Raw genomic sequence first — 17,816 nt, 5'->3', positions numbered from 1 at the left:
GCGCGCGGCGTCCTCGGCTTCGACTGGGTCGGAACGCACAGCTTCCGCCGGACCGTGGCCACCCGGCTCGACGACGCGGGGCTCTCGGCGCGGATCGGAGCCACGCGATCGCGGCCGACGCGCTTGCCGGATCCTGCGCAAACTGTGGGATAAAAGTGTGATCCGCGAATATTCGGGAATCTGGGAGCCGAAGTAAATCGTCTCTACCTCGAGTTTTGGTGCCCCCGGCAGGATTCGAACCTGCGACCAAGAGATTAGAAGGCTCTTGCTCTATCCCCTGAGCTACGGAGGCGCGCAGCAAATATTACCTGCCGCCTCGAGCGCTCCGACCGGGGCTGTGGTGTCCGCGTCACGAGCCCAGGCCGGCCGCGGAGAGCAGGAGTCCCGCGAGAACGAGCTCGACCACGAAGTAGAACCACACGGGGTAGAAGCGGGTCGGCCGGTCGGCGACGGCCGACACGACCCGGCCGAATGCCATCCCCAGCAGGGCGACGGCCACGGTCACCGAGGCGACGGATCGGATGCCGTACGCGTCGAAAGCCGCGAAGAACAGCAGGGCTGCCACCGCGACACCGAAGCCGCCGTAGACCGCGCGCACCTCGGAGCGGGAGGTCGCCGAATCCGCGGACAGACCGAACGGGGCGACCAGCCGGGCAGGCACGGCGAGCCCGTACACACCCATGCCCGCGAAGAACAGCGCCACAGCGATGATCAGAAACTCAGCCATCTCAGCCTCTCGTTCCCTCGGGACAGTCCCCGTCGACGGTAGCCGGAACGGCGACCGACCCTCGCGTCTCCGACGGCCTGTCGTAGGTCCTACCCTTGATGTATGGCTACACCCCAGCTCGCGGCGTCCGACCCGGCATCGAAACCCCCTAATCGCGCCGATTCGACCGCCCTGTTCGTCGTCGGCGGACTCATCGCCGGTCTGGTTGCGGCAATCGTCGTCGGACTTTCCGCTGCTCAGGCGCTCGTGCTGCTGGGAATTCCGGATCCCGGACCGATCACCACCTACGGGCTGCCCGCGATGCGGGCCGTGTCGGAGATCGCTGCGGTCATCACCATCGGGTCGTTGCTGCTCGCGGCGTTCTTCGTACCGCCGCAGAAATCGGGTGTCCTGGACGTGGACGGCTACCGCGCGGTCCGGACCGCGTCGTACGCCGCGATCGTGTGGGCCGCGACCGCCCTCGTCCTCGTCCCGTTGACATTGTCGGACACGTCCGGGCAACCCTTCGCCGAGGCGGTCAAACCGGCCAACATCTTCAATTCGATCGATCAGGTCGAACTCGCCGGCGCCTGGCGCTGGACCGCGATCATCGCGATCGTCCTCGCGATCGCATCCCGGCTCGTCCTGCGGTGGTGGTGGACGCCGATCCTTCTGGTCGTCGGCATCCTCGGACTGATGCCGCTCGCGTTGACGGGTCACTCGTCGTCGGGCGGTTCACACGACATGGCGACGAACAGTCTGATCCTGCACCTCGTCGCGGCCTCGCTGTGGGCCGGCGGCCTGTTCGCTCTCCTCGCCCATGCGCGCCGGCGCGGCGCCTACACCGACGTGGCGGCGCGCCGGTTCTCCGCGGTCGCGACGGTCTGCTTCGTCGTCATGGCGGTCAGCGGTGTGGTGAATGCGCTCGTCCGCGTCCAGATCGGTGACCTCGTCGACACCACGTACGGACGCCTGGTGGTCGCGAAGATCGTGGCGCTCGTCATCCTGGGCGTCTTCGGTTGGGCGCAGCGTCGACGGGCGTTGCCCGCACTGCAGAAGGACCCGGCCAGCCGTGGCAACCTGATCCGTTTCGCCGGCGCCGAGGCCATGGTCTTCGCCGCCACGATCGGTCTCGCCGTCGGGCTCGGCCGCACACCGCCGCCCCCGCCGACCGCGGCGCCCACCCTCACGGAGGTGGAACTCGGCTACAACCTCGCGGGGCCGCCGACGTTCGCCCGGCTGATGCTGGACTGGCGATTCGACCTCCTCTACGGCACCGCCGCGATCGTGCTGGCCGTCGTCTACGCGCTCGGCTTGCGCAAACTTCGGCGTCGCGGCGACAGCTGGCCGGTCGGCCGGACCGTCGCGTGGATGTGCGGATGCGTGGTGCTCCTGGTCGCGACGTCCTCGGGCGTCGGCCGCTACTCACCGGCCGTGTTCAGCGTGCACATGGGCGCGCACATGGCGCTGTCGATGCTGGCCCCGGTCCTGCTGGTGCTCGGCGCACCGATCACGCTGGCCCTGCGCGCTCTCGATCCGGCGGGCAAGAACGGTGTGCCGGGCCTGCGTGAGTGGATCCTGACCGCGCTGCACAGCCCGTTCTCCCGGTTCATCACCCATCCCGTCGTCGCCGCCGTGCTGTTCGTCGGCGGGTTCTACGCCCTGTACCTCGGCGGGATCTTCGAGGCCGCCGTGGACTCGCACTCCGCGCACGTCCTGATGAACCTGCACTTCCTGCTGAGCGGCTACCTCTTCTACTGGGTCGCGATCGGCATCGATCCGTCGCCGCGCAAACTCCAGCCGGTGACGAAGCTCGCGATGGTGTTCGGCTCGCTACCGTTCCACGCTTTCTTCGGTGTGGCGTTGATGAGCATGGGCGCCGTGATGGGCGAGTGGTACTACCGGTCGCTCGGACTGGGCTGGAACGCCGACCTGGTGGGCGACCAGCAACTGGGTGGCAGCATCGCGTGGGCGACCGGTGAGATCCCGCTGGTGCTGGTGATGATGGCCCTGCTCATTCAGTGGTCCCGGAGCGACGGCCGCACGGCGCGGCGGGTCGACCGGGCCGCCGACCGCGACGACGACGCCGACCTGGCAGCGCACAACGCGATGTTCGCGGAACTGGCGCGACGGGACCGAGAAGCCGGGCACTGACCGCTAGCACGTGGATCCGACACGGTCGGAGCTTCAGCCGCCGTTTCGGCTGTTTCATCCACACCCGCACCGTTTCTCCACAGATTTCGGATGCCCCCCGACAACGGCGGTGGCGGACGGCACGCTGTGAGTGAAGGCACCTTGCCGCACTCACAGGGGGTAGAGCGAATGTACGAAACACACGGCACCGTGGTCGGAACGGTCATCACCGGCCCGGTCACCCGGTCGAATGCGGCCGGTGACGAGTTCCTCAGTTTCCGGATGGCGAGCACGGTCCGGCGCCGTGATCACGCGACGGGCGAGTGGCGCGACGGGAGCACGCTCTACCTCACGGTGACCTGCAGGCGGCGACTGATGGCCGGTGTCGACCAGTCGATCGCGAAGGGGGATCCGGTGATCGTGACCGGCGAGTTGCGCACCACGGAGTACACGACGCGGGACGGCATAGCCCGCTCCGACCTGGAGCTGAGTGCGACCGCGATCGGACCGGATCTCGCCCGGTGCACGGTCGTCCTCGAGCGCGCGCCCAGAACCGGGGACGGGGGTGCGGCGACCCAGGCGACGGAACAGGTCGCCACTCGGTCCCTCGTCGCGTAGCGCACCAGCGGGTATCGGCGCCCACCCCGCATCCGCGGCGCCGGTGCCCGCGGCTTCTTCCGGCGAAGCCCCCGATCACGTCCCCGACCCTCCGCGATGTGGGTTCATCGCACTTCACCATTAGGCTGGCCCCATGGCTGAGTTCATTTACACGATGAAGAAGGTGCGCAAGGCGCACGGTGACAAGGTCATCCTCGATGACGTCACGATGAGCTTCTACCCCGGCGCCAAGATCGGTGTGGTCGGCCCGAACGGCGCGGGTAAGTCCAGCATCCTCAAGATCATGGCGGGGCTGGATCAGCCGGGCAACGGTGAAGCGTTCATCGCTCCGGGTGCCACCGTCGGGATCCTCATGCAGGAACCGCACTTGGACGAGACCAAGACCGTTCGCGAGAACGTCGAAGAGGGCCTCGGTGAAACCATGGTCCAGCTCAAGCGGTACAACGAGATCGCCGAGCTGATGGCCACCGACTACTCCGACGAGCTGATGGAGGAGATGGGCGAGCTCCAGGAGAAGCTCGACCATGCCGACGCGTGGGAGATCGATTCCCAGCTCGAGCAGGCGATGGACGCTCTGCGCTGTCCGCCGCCGGAGGAGATGGTCACTCACCTCTCCGGTGGTGAGAAGCGTCGCGTCGCCCTCTGCAAGCTCCTGCTCAGCAAGCCCGACCTGCTGCTGCTCGACGAGCCGACCAACCACCTCGACGCCGAAAGCGTCCTGTGGCTGGAGCAGCACCTGGCCGCCTACCCGGGTGCGATCCTGGCCGTCACCCACGACAGGTACTTCCTCGACCACGTCGCCCAGTGGATCTGTGAGGTCGACCGCGGTCGCCTGTACCCCTACGAGGGCAACTACTCCACCTACCTGGAGCAGAAGGCCGCCAGGCTCGAGGTCGCGGGCAAGAAGGACCAGAAGCTGCAGAAGCGCCTCAAGGAGGAACTGGCCTGGGTCCGCTCGGGAGCGAAGGCCCGTCAGGCCAAGAACAAGGCCCGCCTCGACCGCTACGAGGAAATGGCCAACGAAGCCGAGAAGACCCGCAAGCTGGACTTCGACGAGATCCAGATCCCGGCGCCGCCGCGTCTCGGCGACGTCGTGGTCGAGGTTTCGAGCCTCGACAAGGGCTTCGACGGCCGGGTTCTGATCAAGGACCTGTCGTTCACCCTGCCGCGTAACGGCATCGTCGGCGTGATCGGCCCCAACGGTGTCGGTAAGACGACGCTGTTCAAGACCATCGTCGGGCTCGAGGAGCCGGACGCCGGTGAGGTGAAGATCGGTCAGACCGTCAAGCTCAGCTACGTCGACCAGAACCGCACGGGCATCAACCCCGACAAGACGGTGTGGGAGGTCGTGTCCGACGGTCTCGATCACATCGTGGTCGGCCAGACGGAGATGCCGTCGCGCGCGTACATCAGCTCGTTCGGGTTCAAGGGCCACGATCAGCAGAAGCCGGCGGGCGTTCTCTCCGGTGGTGAGCGCAACCGCCTGAACCTCGCGATGACGCTCAAGCAGGGCGGAAACCTGATCCTGCTCGACGAACCGACCAACGACCTCGACGTCGAAACCCTCGGTTCGCTGGAGAACGCCCTCGAGCAGTTCCCCGGCTGCGCCGTCGTGATCTCCCACGACCGCTGGTTCCTCGACCGCACCTGCACGCACATCCTCGCGTGGGAGGGTGGCTTCGGCGACAACGAGGCCGCCTGGTACTGGTACGAGGGCAACTTCGAGGGCTACGAGGCCAACAAGGTCGAGCGGCTCGGACCCGACGCGGCACGTCCGCACCGGGTGACGCACCGCAAGCTCACGAGGGACTGACCTGGTGGAGCCGAAGGTCTTCACATACGAGATTCAGGTCCGGTGGGGTGACTCCGACCGGTTGGGGCACGTCAACAACACCCGCTTCGTCGAGTACATGCAGGAAGCACGTGTGCATTTCCTGTCCTCGGAGCTGGAGTCGGTGGGAGCCCGGGCGGGCGCCACGGTGGTGCGCAAGATGGACGTGGAATTCCTGCGTCCCGTCACCGACGCCTCCGGGCCGCTGACGATCGACGTGTCGGTACTCCATGTCGGCAACTCGTCGTACACGATCCGGCACGTCGTCACGAACCGCGACGGGGTCCGCTGCGCGACGGGCGACGCCCTGATGGTGGCGTTCGACGTGAAGACCGAACGCTCGCGTCCGCTGTCCGAGGCGGAGCGGAACGCGCTCGAGCAGTACCTCGCGCAGGTGACCACCGGCTGACGGATCCGGCACGCGGGTGCCCGAACTTCACCCTCTGTTCCCATCGCCGCGGGCTAGTCTCGAGAGAGTTGCCCGCGGCGATCGGAACGAAGAGGAAGTGAGCCCCGATGACGGAATCGGCAGCACTGAAAGATGCGGAGTGGGCGCGGAATCTGCCCGAAGGTCTCCGGTCTCAGGTGCCGACTCTCGCAGCCGTGTATTTCCGTCACGTCGATCGCGGTGACAGCGAGAGCGCCGTCAACGGTGCCTCCGGGGCCGTGCTCGGCGCGCATCTGACAGTTGCCCTGCACCGTCCGCCGGAACGCGCGGTCACCCGGGTCTACCGTCCGGGCGATGGGCACGAACTCGGTGCGTCCCTGCAGATCGTGACGGACGACATGCCGCTGCTCGTCGAATCGATCACCGCGCTGCTGAACCGTCTGGGCATCGGGATCAGCGAATTCGTGCACCCGATCATCTCGGTCCGGCGCGATCCGATCGGCGCGCTGCGCGGAATCCTCATGGGAGACAAGGCCAAGGATGCCGACGAGGACGCCATCTCCGAGTCGTGGATCCACGTCCAACTCGATCCACGTGCCGACTCCGCGGTTCTCGACACACTCGAGAAGGAAGTCGGCACCGTCCTCGCCGACGTGCGCCAGGTGGTCCGGGACACCGACATCATGCGCAAGCTCGAGCGGACGCTCGCCGACGAACTCGAGATGTCCACACCCTGTCCCGGCGTGTCGAAAGACGACCTGGAGGACTGCGCCGATCTGCTGCGATGGATGTCGCAGGGCAATTACGCGGCGCTCGGCTACCGCCGCTTCGAACTGGGGGAGCCGGACAGCTCCGGCGCCCGCAGCCTGCAGGTGGTGCCGGGCAGCGGTCTCGGACTGCTGCGCTCCGACACGGTCACCGAAGGCCCGCTGAGTCTGCCGCCGGCCGCCGAGATCCCCGACCGTCCCCTGCTCGTGCTCACGCAGGGTTCGTTCCCCGCGACCGTGCACCGCTCGGTCTACCCGTTCTTCGTCGGCGTGAGCATCCTCGACGAGAACGGCAACATCACCGGTGAGCACCGCTTCCTCGGTGTTTTCACGGTCACGGCGCTGCACGAGAACGTCCTCGACATTCCCGTGATCGCCCGCCGGGTGCGCAAGGTGATCGATCGGGCCGGGTTCCAGTTGAATTCGTACTCGGGGCAGGCGATGCTGGAGGTCATCCAGTCGTTCCCGCGCACGGAGCTGTTCTCGAGCGACGCCGACACCCTCTTCGACACGGTGACCGCCGTGCACAGCATCGGGCTCCGGCGTCAGGTGCGTCTGTTCGTGCGCGAGGATTTCCTCGGACGATTCGTCTCCTGCCTGATCTACCTGCCCCGCGACCGGTACACCACCCGGGTCCGGCTCGCGATGCAGGACATCCTGCTTCGGGAATTCGGCGGCGGCACTTTGGAATACACCGCGCGCGTCACAGAGTCCGACCTGGCGTTGCTGCACGTGACGATCCGCAAGAGCGCCGAACAGATGGGGTCGCGGCTCGACCTCTCGGACGCCGACCGTGAGCGGGTCCAGGGCATGCTGGCCGAGGCGAGCCGCAGCTGGGACGACCATCTCGGTGACCTTCTCCCGGTGACCACCGGTGTGGATCCCGTTCTGGCGCAGCGTTATGCCGCCGTCCTGCCCGAAGGGTACAAGGAGGATTTCGACGCCACGCGCGCGTTGTCGGATCTCGCGAGGCTGGAGGCGCTCGAAGACGGTTCCATCGATCTGCTGCTCTACCGCGACCCCGGGGCGGAGGTCGGGCACTGGCGATTCACCCTGTATGTGGGCGGGGACGGCATTTCCCTGAGCCAGGTGCTTCCGGTGCTGCAGAGCCTGGGTGTGGAGGTGCTCGACGAACGGCCCTACCTGATTCCGCGGCCGGACGGGTTGACGTGCTGGATCTACGATTTCGGGCTGTCGGTCCCCGCGGAGCTGCTCCGCTCCTCGGTCGAGGACGACCTGGACGCCGAACTCGCCGCCGAGGAGGCGTCCGCCGCCGCACCGAAGCTTCAGGAGCGGTTCACGGACGCCTTCACCGCGGTCTGGTTCGGGCGGGCGGAGGCCGACCGGTTCAACGAGCTGATCCTGCGGGCGGGAGTGTCGTGGCGGCAGGCCGTGATCCTGCGGGCGTACGCAAAGTACCTGCGCCAGGCGGGGTTTCCCTACAGCCAGTTCCACATCGAGGGGGTGGCGCTGGCGAATCCCCGCTCCGCGTACACGCTCGTCGAGTTGTTCGAAGCGATGTTCGACCCGGAGACGCCCTCACCCGACCTCGTCGCCGAACTCGACACCCGTCTGCGGGAGTACATCGACGCCGTGGTCAGCCTCGACGCGGACCGCATCCTGCGCGGTCTGTTCGGGCTGATCAAGTCGACGCTGCGCACCAACTACTTCGTCGTCGGCCGCACCGGGGAGCCGCAGTCGTACCTGTCGATCAAACTCGATCCGACCTCGATCCAGGAACTGCCGAAGCCCCGCCCGAAGTACGAGATCTTCGTGTACTCGCCCGACGTCGAGGGTGTGCACCTGCGGTTCGGATCCGTCGCCCGCGGCGGGCTGCGCTGGTCGGACCGGCGCGAGGATTTCCGCACCGAGATCCTGGGGTTGGCGAAGGCTCAAGCCGTCAAGAACGCGGTGATCGTCCCGGTCGGCGCGAAGGGCGGCTTCGTCGTCAAGAATCCGCCGACGCCCTCGGGCGACGCGGCGGCCGACCGCGCGGCCGCACTGGAGGCAGGCCAGGACTGCTACCGCACATTCATCTGCGGGCTCCTGGACCTCACCGACAACGTCGATCAGGCGTCGGGGGAGATCGTGCCTCCGGCCCGGGTGGTGCGGCGCGACGGCGACGACCGGTATCTCGTCGTGGCCGCGGACAAGGGGACCGCGAAATTCTCCGACCTCGCCAATTCTGTTGCGGAACAGTACAAATTCTGGCTCGGCGACGCGTTCGCGTCCGGTGGGTCGGCCGGGTACGACCACAAGGGGATGGGCATCACCGCGCGCGGCGCCTGGGAGAGCGTGAAACGGCACTTCCGGGAGATGGGCGTCGACACCCAGACCCAGGACTTCTCTGCGGTCGGTGTCGGTGACATGAGCGGCGACGTGTTCGGAAACGGCATGCTCCTGAGCCGGCACATCCGGCTGGTGGCGGCGTTCGACCACCGGCACATCTTCCTCGACCCCGAGCCCGACGCCGCCAGGTCCTTCGCGGAGCGGTCCCGCATGTTCGCGCTGCCCCGGTCGTCGTGGGCCGATTACGACACCAGCATCATCAGCGAGGGCGGGGGAGTGTGGGACCGGACCCGCAAATCGGTCCCGATCAGTGCCGCTGCGCGCACCGCGCTCGGACTCGACGACGCCGTCACCGAACTCTCCCCGCCGGAACTGGTCCGGGCGATCCTGCGTGCCCCGGTCGACCTGCTGTGGAACGGTGGCATCGGCACGTACGTCAAGGCGTCCACCGAGACCAACGCGATGGTGGGCGACAAGAGCAACGACTCCGTGCGCGTCGACGGCAACGAAGTGCGGGCGAAGGTGGTGGGCGAGGGCGGCAACCTCGGGGTGACCGCGCTCGGCCGGATCGAGTACAGCCAGAACGGTGGCCGGATCAACACCGACGCGATCGACAACTCCGCGGGCGTCGACTGCTCCGATCACGAGGTGAACATCAAAATCCTGCTGGACTCGCTGGTGAGCAGCGGCGGGTTGCCACGGGAGGAACGTAATCCTCTGCTGGCGTCGATGACCGACGAGGTCGCCCAACTCGTGCTCGCGAACAACATCGCGCAGAACGATCTCCTCGGTGTCTCCCGGACCAGCGCGGTTCCGATGCTGAGTGTGCACCGCCGCCAGATCGAGCACCTGGCGTCCCGTCGCGGACTCGACCGGAAACTCGAGGCCCTGCCCACCGACGAGGAGATCGCACGACGCAGGCAGGCGGGGCAGGGACTGACCTCTCCGGAACTCGCGACCCTCACCGCGCACGTGAAACTCACGCTCAAGGACGACCTCCTCGCGACCGACCTGCCCGACAGCGAGACGTTCGCGCCGCGGCTGCCGCGGTACTTCCCGACAGTGTTGCGCAAGCGGTTCCGCACCGCGATCAAGGCGCATCCTCTGCGCAGGCAGATCGTGGCGACGATGCTCGCGAACGAGACCATCGACAACGGCGGCATCACCTTCGCGTACCGATTGGCGGACGAGGCGGGTGCCAGCAGCACCGACGCCATCCGCGCCTACGCGGCGGTCACCGAGATCTTCGCCCTGCCCGAGCTGTGGTCGAGGATCCGGTCGGCGAACATCGCGGCGGACATCGAGGACGACCTGATTCTCGAGTCCGGCCGGGTTCTCGACCGCGCGTCCCGCTGGTTCCTGACCAACCGGCCTCAGCCCCTCGCGGTGGGCGCCGAGATCGCCCGGTACTCGGCCGACTTCCGCGCACTCTCGCCGAGAGTGCCGCAGCTCGTGCGGGGGCATCAGCTCGCCGACGTGGAGACGCGGGCGCGTCCGCTCGTCGTCCGCGGAGCGCCCGAGGACCTCGCGTTCGAGGTGTTCCGGCTTCTGGACAAGTTCTGCCTGCTCGACATCAGCGACATCGCCGACATCGCCGAACGCGACATCGACGAGGTCGCCGAGCTGTACTACGAACTCGACGCGCACCTCGGCATCGACTGGCTGCTGAGCGCCGTGTCCACTCTCGCGCGGGGTGACCGCTGGCATTCGCTGGCCCGCCTCGCGTTGCGCGACGACCTCTACAGTTCGCTGCGTCAGCTCACGATGGAAGTGCTCCTGGGTGGTGAACCTCACGAGACGCCGCAGGAGAAGATCGACGACTGGGAGTCGACGAACGCGTCCCGGCTGGCCAGGGCGAGGTCCGCTCTCACCGAAATTTTCGAGTCTGGGACCCTTGACCTCGCGACGCTCTCGGTGGCGGCGCGTCAGGTACGCAGCATGGTGCGAGGTATGGGCACCCGATCGGAGGTATGACGTTGAGCGAGGGCTTTCACGCGGAGGTCGAAGTTCGATGGTCGGACATGGACGTCTTCCAGCACATCAACCACGCACGGATGGTGACGTTGCTGGAGGAGGCGCGGATTCCCTGGCTGTTCGAGGACGACCGGCCCACTGTCACGTTGCGTGACGGCGCGGTCATCGCGGACCTCCATGTGCGCTACCGCGGGCAACTCCGGCACAGCGATTCACCGCTCGACGTCCTGATGTGGGTGGAGAAGGTGCGCGCGGTCGATTTCACGATCAACTACGAGGTCCGCCCGAAGGGCGTCGACGTCTCGGTCGCGCCGTCCATCATCGCCTCCACGCAGATCGCGGCGTTCGACATCGACACCCAGCGACTGCGCAGAATCACCGACGTCGAGCGTGCGTACCTCGAGAGCTGGCAGCGTGCATGAGCGCGTCCTGTCGATCCCGGACGCGACGGAACGCGGTGATCTCGCCACGTTCCTCACGCGGGTGGTCCGGTTGGACGAGTCGACGGTGGTGCGTCTGCGTCAACGGGGACCCGGCCGCCTGACGATCTGGGCGGCAACCGGTTTCGACGCGCTGGCGGTGCGCACGGTCGCGGGGACCATCACCCCCGACGACACGTCGGCTGCCGGCGACCAACTGCTCGCCGCCCTCGAAGCGGCGACCGCAGCCGACATCGATCCCGGGTTTTCGATGGATTCGGCGTGGCGGGGCGCTCTGCCTCCGACGGAGGGCTTCGTCCACCTCGACGACGTCCCGGCGCGTGTCCTCGTCGACCTCGCGCAGCGCGGTGCGGCCCTGGCGCAGGAGCACGGCAGCGGCCACGGACCGCCCGCATCACTCCTCGACCAGGAAGTCCTGCAGGTGGAGGGCGCGGAGCACACCGTCGGCATCCCGATGCGGGTGGTGTTCGCTCTCACCGCGATGGGATTCGTTCCGCACGCGGGCTCGGATCGGCTTACCGCCGACATCGACCTCGAGCGCATCGACGCCGCCGAACTGGTCCGGGTGCGTGCCACCGCGTCGTGGCTGCGGGTGGACGCCCGGTTCGGGTCGATCTACCGGCACCGCGGTGGGGGGATTCCGTTGTCGGTCGCGCGGTAGCGCGCCGTCAGCCGGACCGCAGCGTGCTGGTCGCCAGAACGGCGAGCGACGCGACGACGGCCGCCATGCCCAGCCCCGCGACCAGGGTCAACTGCTCGCCGAGCACCGCGGTCCCGAGCAGCGCCGCGACCACCGGTTCGGTGAGCGTCAGCGTCGCGACCGTCGCGGGTGGCAGCCGCCGCAGACCGGCGGCGAACAGCAGATACGCCAGCACGGTCGGGACGATCGCCAGATACACCGCGGCCGCAGCGCCCGGCCCGGTGTCGAGGCCGCCGGGCCACGTCGCGACGAGCACGGGGATCAGGAACAGTCCACCGAGACCGAACATCTGTCCCATCGCCGCCTCGGGACTCGCACCCGCGGCGAGCAGCGACGACCCGGCAACCGTGTAGGCGGCGTACCCGAGGCCGGCGATCAGCGCAGGCAGTGCTCCCGCCAGGATCCCGGCCGAGTCGGAGCCGCCCGTCGTGCCCGCCACGATCAACGCCATGCCGGCGACCGCGATGACGGTGGACACGGCCCACACCGGACCGGGACGGTGCCGGTGCACCGCCCATTGCAGTGCACCGGTGAACGCGGGGCCCGAACCCAGCGCGATCATGGTTCCTGCCGCCACCCCGGCACTCTGCACGCCACTGAAGAAGCCGAGTTGGTACGCCGCGACCCCGATCCCGCCCCACACGGCGGGCACGTACCCGCGCATCCCGGAGCCGTCACCGAACCCGAGTCCGCCCCGCAGAGCCGCGAACGCCGCGAGGAGCGCACCCGCGGCCACCACCCGGGCCGAGCCGACGGCCAGCGGGTCGAGGTCGTATCCGAGGGAGCGGGACGCAAGAGCCTGCGCGGTTCCCGTCGTGGCGAACAGGATCGATGCTGCGACGACCGCGGCAACTGCGGGAGTGCGGGTCAGATGAGCCACGCAGCCGCGTTCGGTGGGAGCTGTCCCTCGACGAGCGGCGCGCTGCTGAGCAGCACCTCGCCGGGTGGCAGCGAGATCGGTGCGCCGGTGGCGTTGAGGGCGCAGATCAGCCCGCCGCGCCTGCGGAAGGCGAAGCAGCCGGCGGGGCTCCCGTACCAGTCGACCCCGGGCCCGGAGAACTCCGGACGCAGCGAGCGCAGTTCGAGTGCGGCCCGGTACAGCGACAGCGTCGACGTGACGTCCTCGAGTTGCGACTCGACGGTGAGGTCCGCCCACTCGGGTGGCATCGGCAGCCAGGGCTCGCCGGTGCTGAATCCGAACGGCGGTTCGGTGCCCTCCCACGGAACGGGCACACGGCAGCCGTCGCGGCCGCGTTCGGTGTGACCGGACCGTTCCCACACCGGGTCCTGCAGCGCCGAATCGGGCAGGTCGACGTTGGGCAGGCCGAGTTCGGCGCCGTTGTACAGGAACGCCGCACCCGGCAGCGCCAGTTCGACGAGGATCATGGCCCGGGCGCGTGCCGTGCCGATCTCGCCGCCGCCGTACCGGGTGACTTCCCGTTCGACGTCGTGGTTCGACAGGGTCCAGGTGGGTGTCCCGCCCACCTGGTCGACGGCGGTCAGGGAGTTCTCGATCGCCTCCCGGACCGTCTCCGCCGAGAACTCGGCCTCGGCCAGCCGGAAGTTGAACCCGAGATGCAGTTCGTCGGGCCGGATGTACTCGCCGAAGCGTTCGTTGTCGCGAACCCAGATCTCCCCGACCGCCATCGTGCCCGGGTACTCGTCGAGGACCTTGCGGATGCCGCGGTGGATGTCGTGGACCGCGGGGTTGTCGAACCGCGGATCGTCGTCGGAGTTCTGCAGCAGTTCGTTGGCGGACCAGTCATGATCCGGCAGACCTTCCGGCTTCGCCATGCCGTGCGCGACGTCGATGCGGAATCCGTCGACGCCGCGGTCCAGCCAGAACCGGAGCGTCTTCGTGAGATCCTCGACGACCTCCGGGTTGTCCCAGTTCAGGTCGGGCTGTTCCGTCGCGAAAATGTGCAGGTACCACTGGCCCGGCTTGCCGTCGGCCTCGGTGATCCGCGTCCACGCCGGCCCGCCGAAGATGCTCGGCCAGTTGTTGGGCGGCTCTGCGCCGTCCTCACCGCGACCGTCGCGGAAGATGTACCGGTTCCGTTCGGGACTGCCCGGCGGCGAGGCCAGGGCGGCGCCGAACCATTCGTGCTCGACGCTGGTGTGATTGGGTACCAGGTCCATCGTCACCTTGATCTGGCGCGCGTGCGCGGCCTCGATCAGTGCGTCCATGGTCGCGAGGTCACCGAACAGTGGGTCGATGTCGCGGGGATCGGACACGTCGTAACCGTGATCGGCCATCGGGGAGCGCATGACCGGGCTCAGCCAGAGGGCGTCGACACCGAGCAGTTCGAGGTATCCCAGCTTGTCCCGCACTCCGTGGAGGTCGCCGACACCGTCACCGTTCGCGTCGGCGAACGAGCGGGGATAGATCTGGTAGAAGACGGCGTCGGACCACCAGGGTGCCGGCTGTGTGTCGTCGGCGGACGTTTCGGCGGGAGTGCTCACAAACGCCCATCGTGCCAAACGATCGCCCGCACCACGACTCGACCGGCGTAATCGAGGCGGGGCGGTTTCAGAAGGCGGAGTTCACCATCGACGCCGCGGCCATGTCCATGTACTCGGAGAGGGCCTTGCGGTGGGCGTCGTCGAGGGTTCCGGTGTCGATCGACGCGATGGCCGTGTGCATGCACCGGAGCCAGGCGTCCCGCTCGATCGGGCCGATCTTGAACGGCTGGTGACGCATCCGCAGTCGTGGGTGGCCGCGCTCGTCCGAATAGGTGTGCGGTCCGCCCCAGTACTGCTCGAGGAACATCCGCATCCGGCGCTCGGCCGGGCCCAGGTCTTCCTCGGGGTAGAGGGGCCGCACGATGTCGTCCTTGGCGACTTCCTCGTAGAAGCGCGCGGTGAGTTTGCGGAACGTCTCCGCTCCGCCCACCGCCTCGTAGAAGGTCTGCTGCACGTCAGTCATGGCGCCTTCCATTGTGCACGTGCGGGCGCGAACGGTCTTCGTCACCGTCTGTTCACCGAACGTCCTGCATTTTTGTCGGAAATGGACGTGCACGAGCAGGCAATTCATGGTGCACTTGGTGGCAATCTCCCGGAGGTCGCATGAAGAATCGACACAGCGCCCGCGCGCACCGACAACTCGTGCCCACTGATGCCCGGAGTGCCGGGGTTTCAGGGGCGTTTGCTTTACAAGTGATCACCGAAGGCTCCGCGCACAGCGCAGAGCCTTCTTTCCCGGGCGAGAATGCGGTTCCGCTCTGGATCAAGCGCCGGGTGCTTCTCCTGAATGTCACCTACGAGCCGCTCACCGCCCTTCCTGCCCGCCGCGCCGTGGTGTTGATGACCTGCGGTAAGGCCGATACCGTCCACGAGGATCCCCAGGCCCCGGTCGTCCACTCCGAGCAGTGGTCCGTACAGGTGCCGTCCGTGATCCGCCTCCGGAACTACGTCCGCGTCCCGTATCGCGCCCGCGTTCCGATGACCCGCGCAGCCCTCATGCACCGGGACCGGTTCCGGTGCGCCTACTGCGGCGCCAAGGCCGAGACCGTCGATCACGTAGTTCCCCGCAGTCGCGGCGGCGAGCATTCGTGGGAGAACTGCGTGGCCTGCTGCGCGCCCTGCAACCACCGCAAGGCAGACAAGTTGCTGACCGAACTCGGCTGGACGCTCAGGGCCTCCCTCGTGCCTCCGTCGGGGCCGCACTGGCGACTGCTGGCGTCCACCAAGGACCTGCACCCGTCCTGGATGCCCTACCTCGGTGAAGGCGCCGCCTGAGCGTTCCGCGCGTCCGCTTCGCGAAGTTCGGCCCTGACGCTTCCCCTCGCACGGTTCTGGGCTACCGTTTGCGTTGTGAGCATTCTCGAGACAGTGCTGATATTCGTAGGAATTCCGGCGTTGATCACCGCCTTCTTCGCGGGGATGTCGTTCGTCGGCAAGAAGACGCCGGGCCCCGTGCCGCCCGCGTTCCACCTCGGTGAGGAATGGACGCACGCGCCGGTGCTGTGGAGCGCCGTCGACGAGGTGACCACGCACGGTCATCACGGCGGACACCACGGCGCGCACGCCGGTTCGGCAGACCTGATTGGAGGCTCGGCAAGTGGCAAGTGGTGACCTGATTCCCGCGTCCGCGGTATCCGCGGACAATCTGCCTGTCGGCAGCGTCGTGACCTCCAGCGGTCGCATCTCGGGCGTGCACCGCGTCGGTGAGCCGTTCACCGACGACCTGCCGTTCACGACGGACGAACTCGTCCGCCTCGACGATGCCCTCACCGAAGGCACCCGCAAGACGAAGGTGCGCTTCAACGCGTACATCGGCGACCTCGGCGACGACACCGCGGCCGGCGCCGACGCGCTGTTCCCGACGACGCCCGAGGCGGAACGGTCCGTGCTCATCGCGGTCTCGCCCAACCAGCGGACGGTCGAGATCCGCAGCGGCCGGGCCGTGGCCAACCGGGTCACCGACCGGGTCGCTCAGCTCGGCGCCACCGCCGCCGTGTCGTCGTTCGGCGACGGAGACCTCATCGACGGTCTCGTGAGTGCCATCCGCGTGATGAGCGCGGCAATCGCCTCACCGTAGAACCTGCACAGATCAGCATCCGCGCGGCCCGATCCGGCTCAGTCCTCCTGAACCGGATCGGGCCGTCGGTGTCTCACCGGGTGCCGACGACGCGATCGGCGCTTTCGAGGGTCCGCCGAACGGCGTCGATGCCGAATTCCATCATCTCCGCGGTCCGGTCCGTGAGAGTCGCGGGCAGGATGTCCGCGATCCAGACGAACACGGTCGCGCCGTGGCCGTCGTCGCTCACCTGGGCGGAAGCATTGTGATGCCGGTAGGGGCCGTCGACGATCGACCAGGCCAGTCGGCGCGCGTCCTCGTCGCACGAGACGAGACGCTCCCGGACGACGGAACCGTCGAAGAACGTGATGACCCGATCTCCCCGATCGATCACCGAAGCGGTGACGAAACCCGCGGCGAGCCGCGTGTGCAACGCACCCCAGTCGCGCAGAGCGTCCCACGCGGCAGCGGGCGTGACATCGATGTGGGTGGACTCGTAGATGTATGACATGACTCCAGCCTGCCGCGAGGAACTGCCGTGAGGATTGAAGATCCTTGCAGGCCATCGCATGTGCGGGAAGGTGTCGGGCCCCACGGGTAACGTCCCCGTTGTGGCGGTGAGCGAGGTCGCACGTCTGCCGGGCGTTAGCGTCTGGGCGGTGGACTGCTGCGCCGTGCACCCGGGCTGGTCGGACGTGGAAGTGCGGGATGATCACCGGTTCGTGCTCGTCCGCGGCGGCCGATTCGTTCGCCGGATCGGCAGACGCGAGTCGATGGCCGACACGACCGTCGCGTATCTCGGAGTACCGGGCGAAGTGGAACAGTTCGCGCACCCCGCCGGTGGAGACCGGTGCACGTCGATCAGTGTCCGGCCCGAGCTCTGGCGTGCGATCGCCGGTGACGACTGGACGCTCGGCCGTTCGGATGTGTACGTCGATGCCCGCGTCGATCTTCTTCATCGACGCCTGCTCCGTGCCGGCCGGACCGGTGACGTCCATTTCGCCCTCGCCGAGGAGGTCGTCCGGCTCGTCACGGTTGCCGCGCTCGCCGCGTCGCGGGCGCGGTCGTGTTCACACCGGCGCGGCGGCATTCCGGACCACGCAGTGGCCGCGGCTGCCCGCGCGGCGGTCCTCGACGACGAGCCCGGCTCGGACGGTCTGATACCGCTTGCCGAGCGGTTCGGGGTGTCACCGTTCGCGCTCAGTCGTGCGTTCAGTGCAGTCATGGGCGTCTCGCTCACCAGGTACCGCAACAGGGTTCGCGTCGGGCGGGCGCTCGAGCGGATCGAGAACGGCGACCGTGACCTCGCCGGCCTCGCCGCTGGCCTGGGATTCTCGGATCAGGCGCACATGACCAGGACCATCCGGGCCCACCTCGGCGAGACACCCACCGCACTGCGAACACTGTTGTCGGCCTGAACGACGCTCGACTTCTGTCGGTGGTCGATGCGA

Annotated in this window: 16 protein-coding genes and 1 tRNA gene; 11 read left to right on the top strand and 6 right to left on the bottom strand. The window is 67.9% G+C overall.

Annotated elements, in window-relative coordinates; all coding sequences use genetic code 11:
- Window positions 1–216 precede the first annotated feature (216 nt).
- Together CJ177_RS38660 and CJ177_RS38655 are read right to left on the bottom strand one after the other, a co-directional pair.
- Window positions 217–292 (bottom strand) — tRNA-Arg (locus tag CJ177_RS38660).
- Between the two features lie 57 nt (window positions 293–349).
- Window positions 350–727, bottom strand: coding sequence for a DUF4345 domain-containing protein (locus CJ177_RS38655; RefSeq protein ID WP_005248247.1), 378 nt, complete (start codon window positions 725–727; stop codon window positions 350–352).
- 102 nt (window positions 728–829) lie between these two features.
- On the opposite strand from CJ177_RS38655, the gene CJ177_RS38650 reads away from it, so the two are divergent.
- From CJ177_RS38650 to CJ177_RS38620, 7 genes are all read left to right on the top strand, one after another.
- The gene (locus CJ177_RS38650) at window positions 830–2,860 is read left to right on the top strand and encodes a cytochrome c oxidase assembly protein (RefSeq protein WP_005248246.1); all 2,031 of its coding nucleotides are present in this window, start codon (window positions 830–832) and stop codon (window positions 2,858–2,860) included.
- 168 nt (window positions 2,861–3,028) lie between these two features.
- On the top strand, window positions 3,029–3,457 hold the full coding sequence (locus CJ177_RS38645; protein WP_025432967.1) for a single-stranded DNA-binding protein: 429 nt from the start codon (window positions 3,029–3,031) through the stop codon (window positions 3,455–3,457).
- A 133-nt stretch (window positions 3,458–3,590) separates the two neighbouring features.
- A complete protein-coding gene (ettA, locus tag CJ177_RS38640; RefSeq protein WP_005248242.1) occupies window positions 3,591–5,270 on the top strand; it encodes an energy-dependent translational throttle protein EttA in 1,680 nt (559 codons plus the stop codon).
- 1 nt (window position 5,271) lies between these two features.
- A complete protein-coding gene (locus tag CJ177_RS38635; protein WP_005248239.1) occupies window positions 5,272–5,697 on the top strand; it encodes a thioesterase family protein in 426 nt (141 codons plus the stop codon).
- 107 nt (window positions 5,698–5,804) lie between these two features.
- Window positions 5,805–10,706, top strand: a complete 4,902-nt coding sequence (locus CJ177_RS38630) for an NAD-glutamate dehydrogenase (protein ID WP_061045785.1) — start codon at window positions 5,805–5,807, stop codon at window positions 10,704–10,706.
- Window positions 10,703–11,128, top strand: coding sequence for a thioesterase family protein (locus tag CJ177_RS38625; RefSeq protein WP_005264316.1), 426 nt, complete (start codon window positions 10,703–10,705; stop codon window positions 11,126–11,128). Before CJ177_RS38630 ends, CJ177_RS38625 begins: the two co-directional genes overlap by 4 nt.
- Window positions 11,121–11,807 (top strand): hypothetical protein, encoded by a 687-nt coding sequence (locus CJ177_RS38620; RefSeq protein ID WP_025432966.1) that lies wholly within the window; start codon window positions 11,121–11,123, stop codon window positions 11,805–11,807. The genes CJ177_RS38625 and CJ177_RS38620 overlap by 8 nt, the downstream gene beginning before the upstream one ends.
- A gap of 7 nt (window positions 11,808–11,814) precedes the next feature.
- On the opposite strand, the gene CJ177_RS38615 is transcribed toward CJ177_RS38620, so the two are convergent.
- The 3 genes from CJ177_RS38615 to CJ177_RS38605 all read right to left on the bottom strand — a co-directional run bounded on the left by CJ177_RS38615 (window position 11,815) and on the right by CJ177_RS38605 (window position 14,772).
- Window positions 11,815–12,726 (bottom strand): DMT family transporter, encoded by a 912-nt coding sequence (locus CJ177_RS38615; protein ID WP_005248223.1) that lies wholly within the window; start codon window positions 12,724–12,726, stop codon window positions 11,815–11,817.
- On the bottom strand, window positions 12,714–14,309 hold the full coding sequence (locus CJ177_RS38610; protein WP_005248221.1) for a glycoside hydrolase family 13 protein: 1,596 nt from the start codon (window positions 14,307–14,309) through the stop codon (window positions 12,714–12,716). Before CJ177_RS38610 ends, CJ177_RS38615 begins: the two co-directional genes overlap by 13 nt.
- Before the next feature lie 67 nt (window positions 14,310–14,376).
- A complete protein-coding gene (locus CJ177_RS38605; RefSeq protein ID WP_005264320.1) occupies window positions 14,377–14,772 on the bottom strand; it encodes a globin in 396 nt (131 codons plus the stop codon).
- 140 nt (window positions 14,773–14,912) lie between these two features.
- Between CJ177_RS38605 and CJ177_RS38600 the strand changes: the two genes are divergently transcribed.
- The 3 genes from CJ177_RS38600 (at window position 14,913) to CJ177_RS38590 (ending at window position 16,386) form a co-directional block, all read left to right on the top strand.
- The gene (locus tag CJ177_RS38600) at window positions 14,913–15,584 is read left to right on the top strand and encodes an HNH endonuclease (RefSeq protein ID WP_005248218.1); all 672 of its coding nucleotides are present in this window, start codon (window positions 14,913–14,915) and stop codon (window positions 15,582–15,584) included.
- A 75-nt stretch (window positions 15,585–15,659) separates the two neighbouring features.
- A complete protein-coding gene (locus CJ177_RS38595; protein ID WP_005248217.1) occupies window positions 15,660–15,920 on the top strand; it encodes a hypothetical protein in 261 nt (86 codons plus the stop codon).
- Window positions 15,907–16,386 carry a DUF5130 domain-containing protein gene (locus CJ177_RS38590; protein ID WP_005248214.1) on the top strand — a complete coding sequence of 160 codons (480 nt, stop codon included), beginning with the start codon at window positions 15,907–15,909 and terminating at the stop codon, window positions 16,384–16,386. Before CJ177_RS38595 ends, CJ177_RS38590 begins: the two co-directional genes overlap by 14 nt.
- Window positions 16,387–16,459: 73 nt before the next feature.
- On the opposite strand, the gene CJ177_RS38585 is transcribed toward CJ177_RS38590, so the two are convergent.
- Window positions 16,460–16,876 carry an SRPBCC family protein gene (locus CJ177_RS38585; RefSeq protein WP_061045787.1) on the bottom strand — a complete coding sequence of 139 codons (417 nt, stop codon included), beginning with the start codon at window positions 16,874–16,876 and terminating at the stop codon, window positions 16,460–16,462.
- A 106-nt stretch (window positions 16,877–16,982) separates the two neighbouring features.
- Between CJ177_RS38585 and CJ177_RS48785 the strand changes: the two genes are divergently transcribed.
- The gene (locus CJ177_RS48785; protein ID WP_257014893.1) at window positions 16,983–17,783 is read left to right on the top strand and encodes a helix-turn-helix domain-containing protein; all 801 of its coding nucleotides are present in this window, start codon (window positions 16,983–16,985) and stop codon (window positions 17,781–17,783) included.
- Window positions 17,784–17,816: the final 33 nt, after the last annotated feature.

Origin of the sequence: Rhodococcus sp. ACPA1 (assembly GCF_002300195.1) — a bacterium.
Taxonomy (GTDB): domain Bacteria; phylum Actinomycetota; class Actinomycetes; order Mycobacteriales; family Mycobacteriaceae; genus Rhodococcus_F; species Rhodococcus_F opacus.
This window is presented reverse-complemented; position numbering and strand designations above follow the sequence as displayed.

What these genes read in the sequence shown, in the direction of transcription:
- CJ177_RS38585 (WP_061045787.1), bottom strand. Translation starts at nt 16,876, where the DNA reads ATGTCATACATCTACGAGTCCACCCACATCGATGTCACGCCCGCTGCC.
- CJ177_RS38625 (WP_005264316.1), top strand. Translation starts at nt 10,703, where the DNA reads ATGACGTTGAGCGAGGGCTTTCACGCGGAGGTCGAAGTTCGATGGTCG.
- CJ177_RS38600 (WP_005248218.1), top strand. Translation starts at nt 14,913, where the DNA reads ATGAAGAATCGACACAGCGCCCGCGCGCACCGACAACTCGTGCCCACT.
- CJ177_RS38650 (WP_005248246.1), top strand. Translation starts at nt 830, where the DNA reads ATGGCTACACCCCAGCTCGCGGCGTCCGACCCGGCATCGAAACCCCCT.
- CJ177_RS38645 (WP_025432967.1), top strand. Translation starts at nt 3,029, where the DNA reads ATGTACGAAACACACGGCACCGTGGTCGGAACGGTCATCACCGGCCCG.
- CJ177_RS38630 (WP_061045785.1), top strand. Translation starts at nt 5,805, where the DNA reads ATGACGGAATCGGCAGCACTGAAAGATGCGGAGTGGGCGCGGAATCTG.
- ettA (WP_005248242.1), top strand. Translation starts at nt 3,591, where the DNA reads ATGGCTGAGTTCATTTACACGATGAAGAAGGTGCGCAAGGCGCACGGT.
- CJ177_RS38605 (WP_005264320.1), bottom strand. Translation starts at nt 14,772, where the DNA reads ATGACTGACGTGCAGCAGACCTTCTACGAGGCGGTGGGCGGAGCGGAG.
- CJ177_RS38655 (WP_005248247.1), bottom strand. Translation starts at nt 727, where the DNA reads ATGGCTGAGTTTCTGATCATCGCTGTGGCGCTGTTCTTCGCGGGCATG.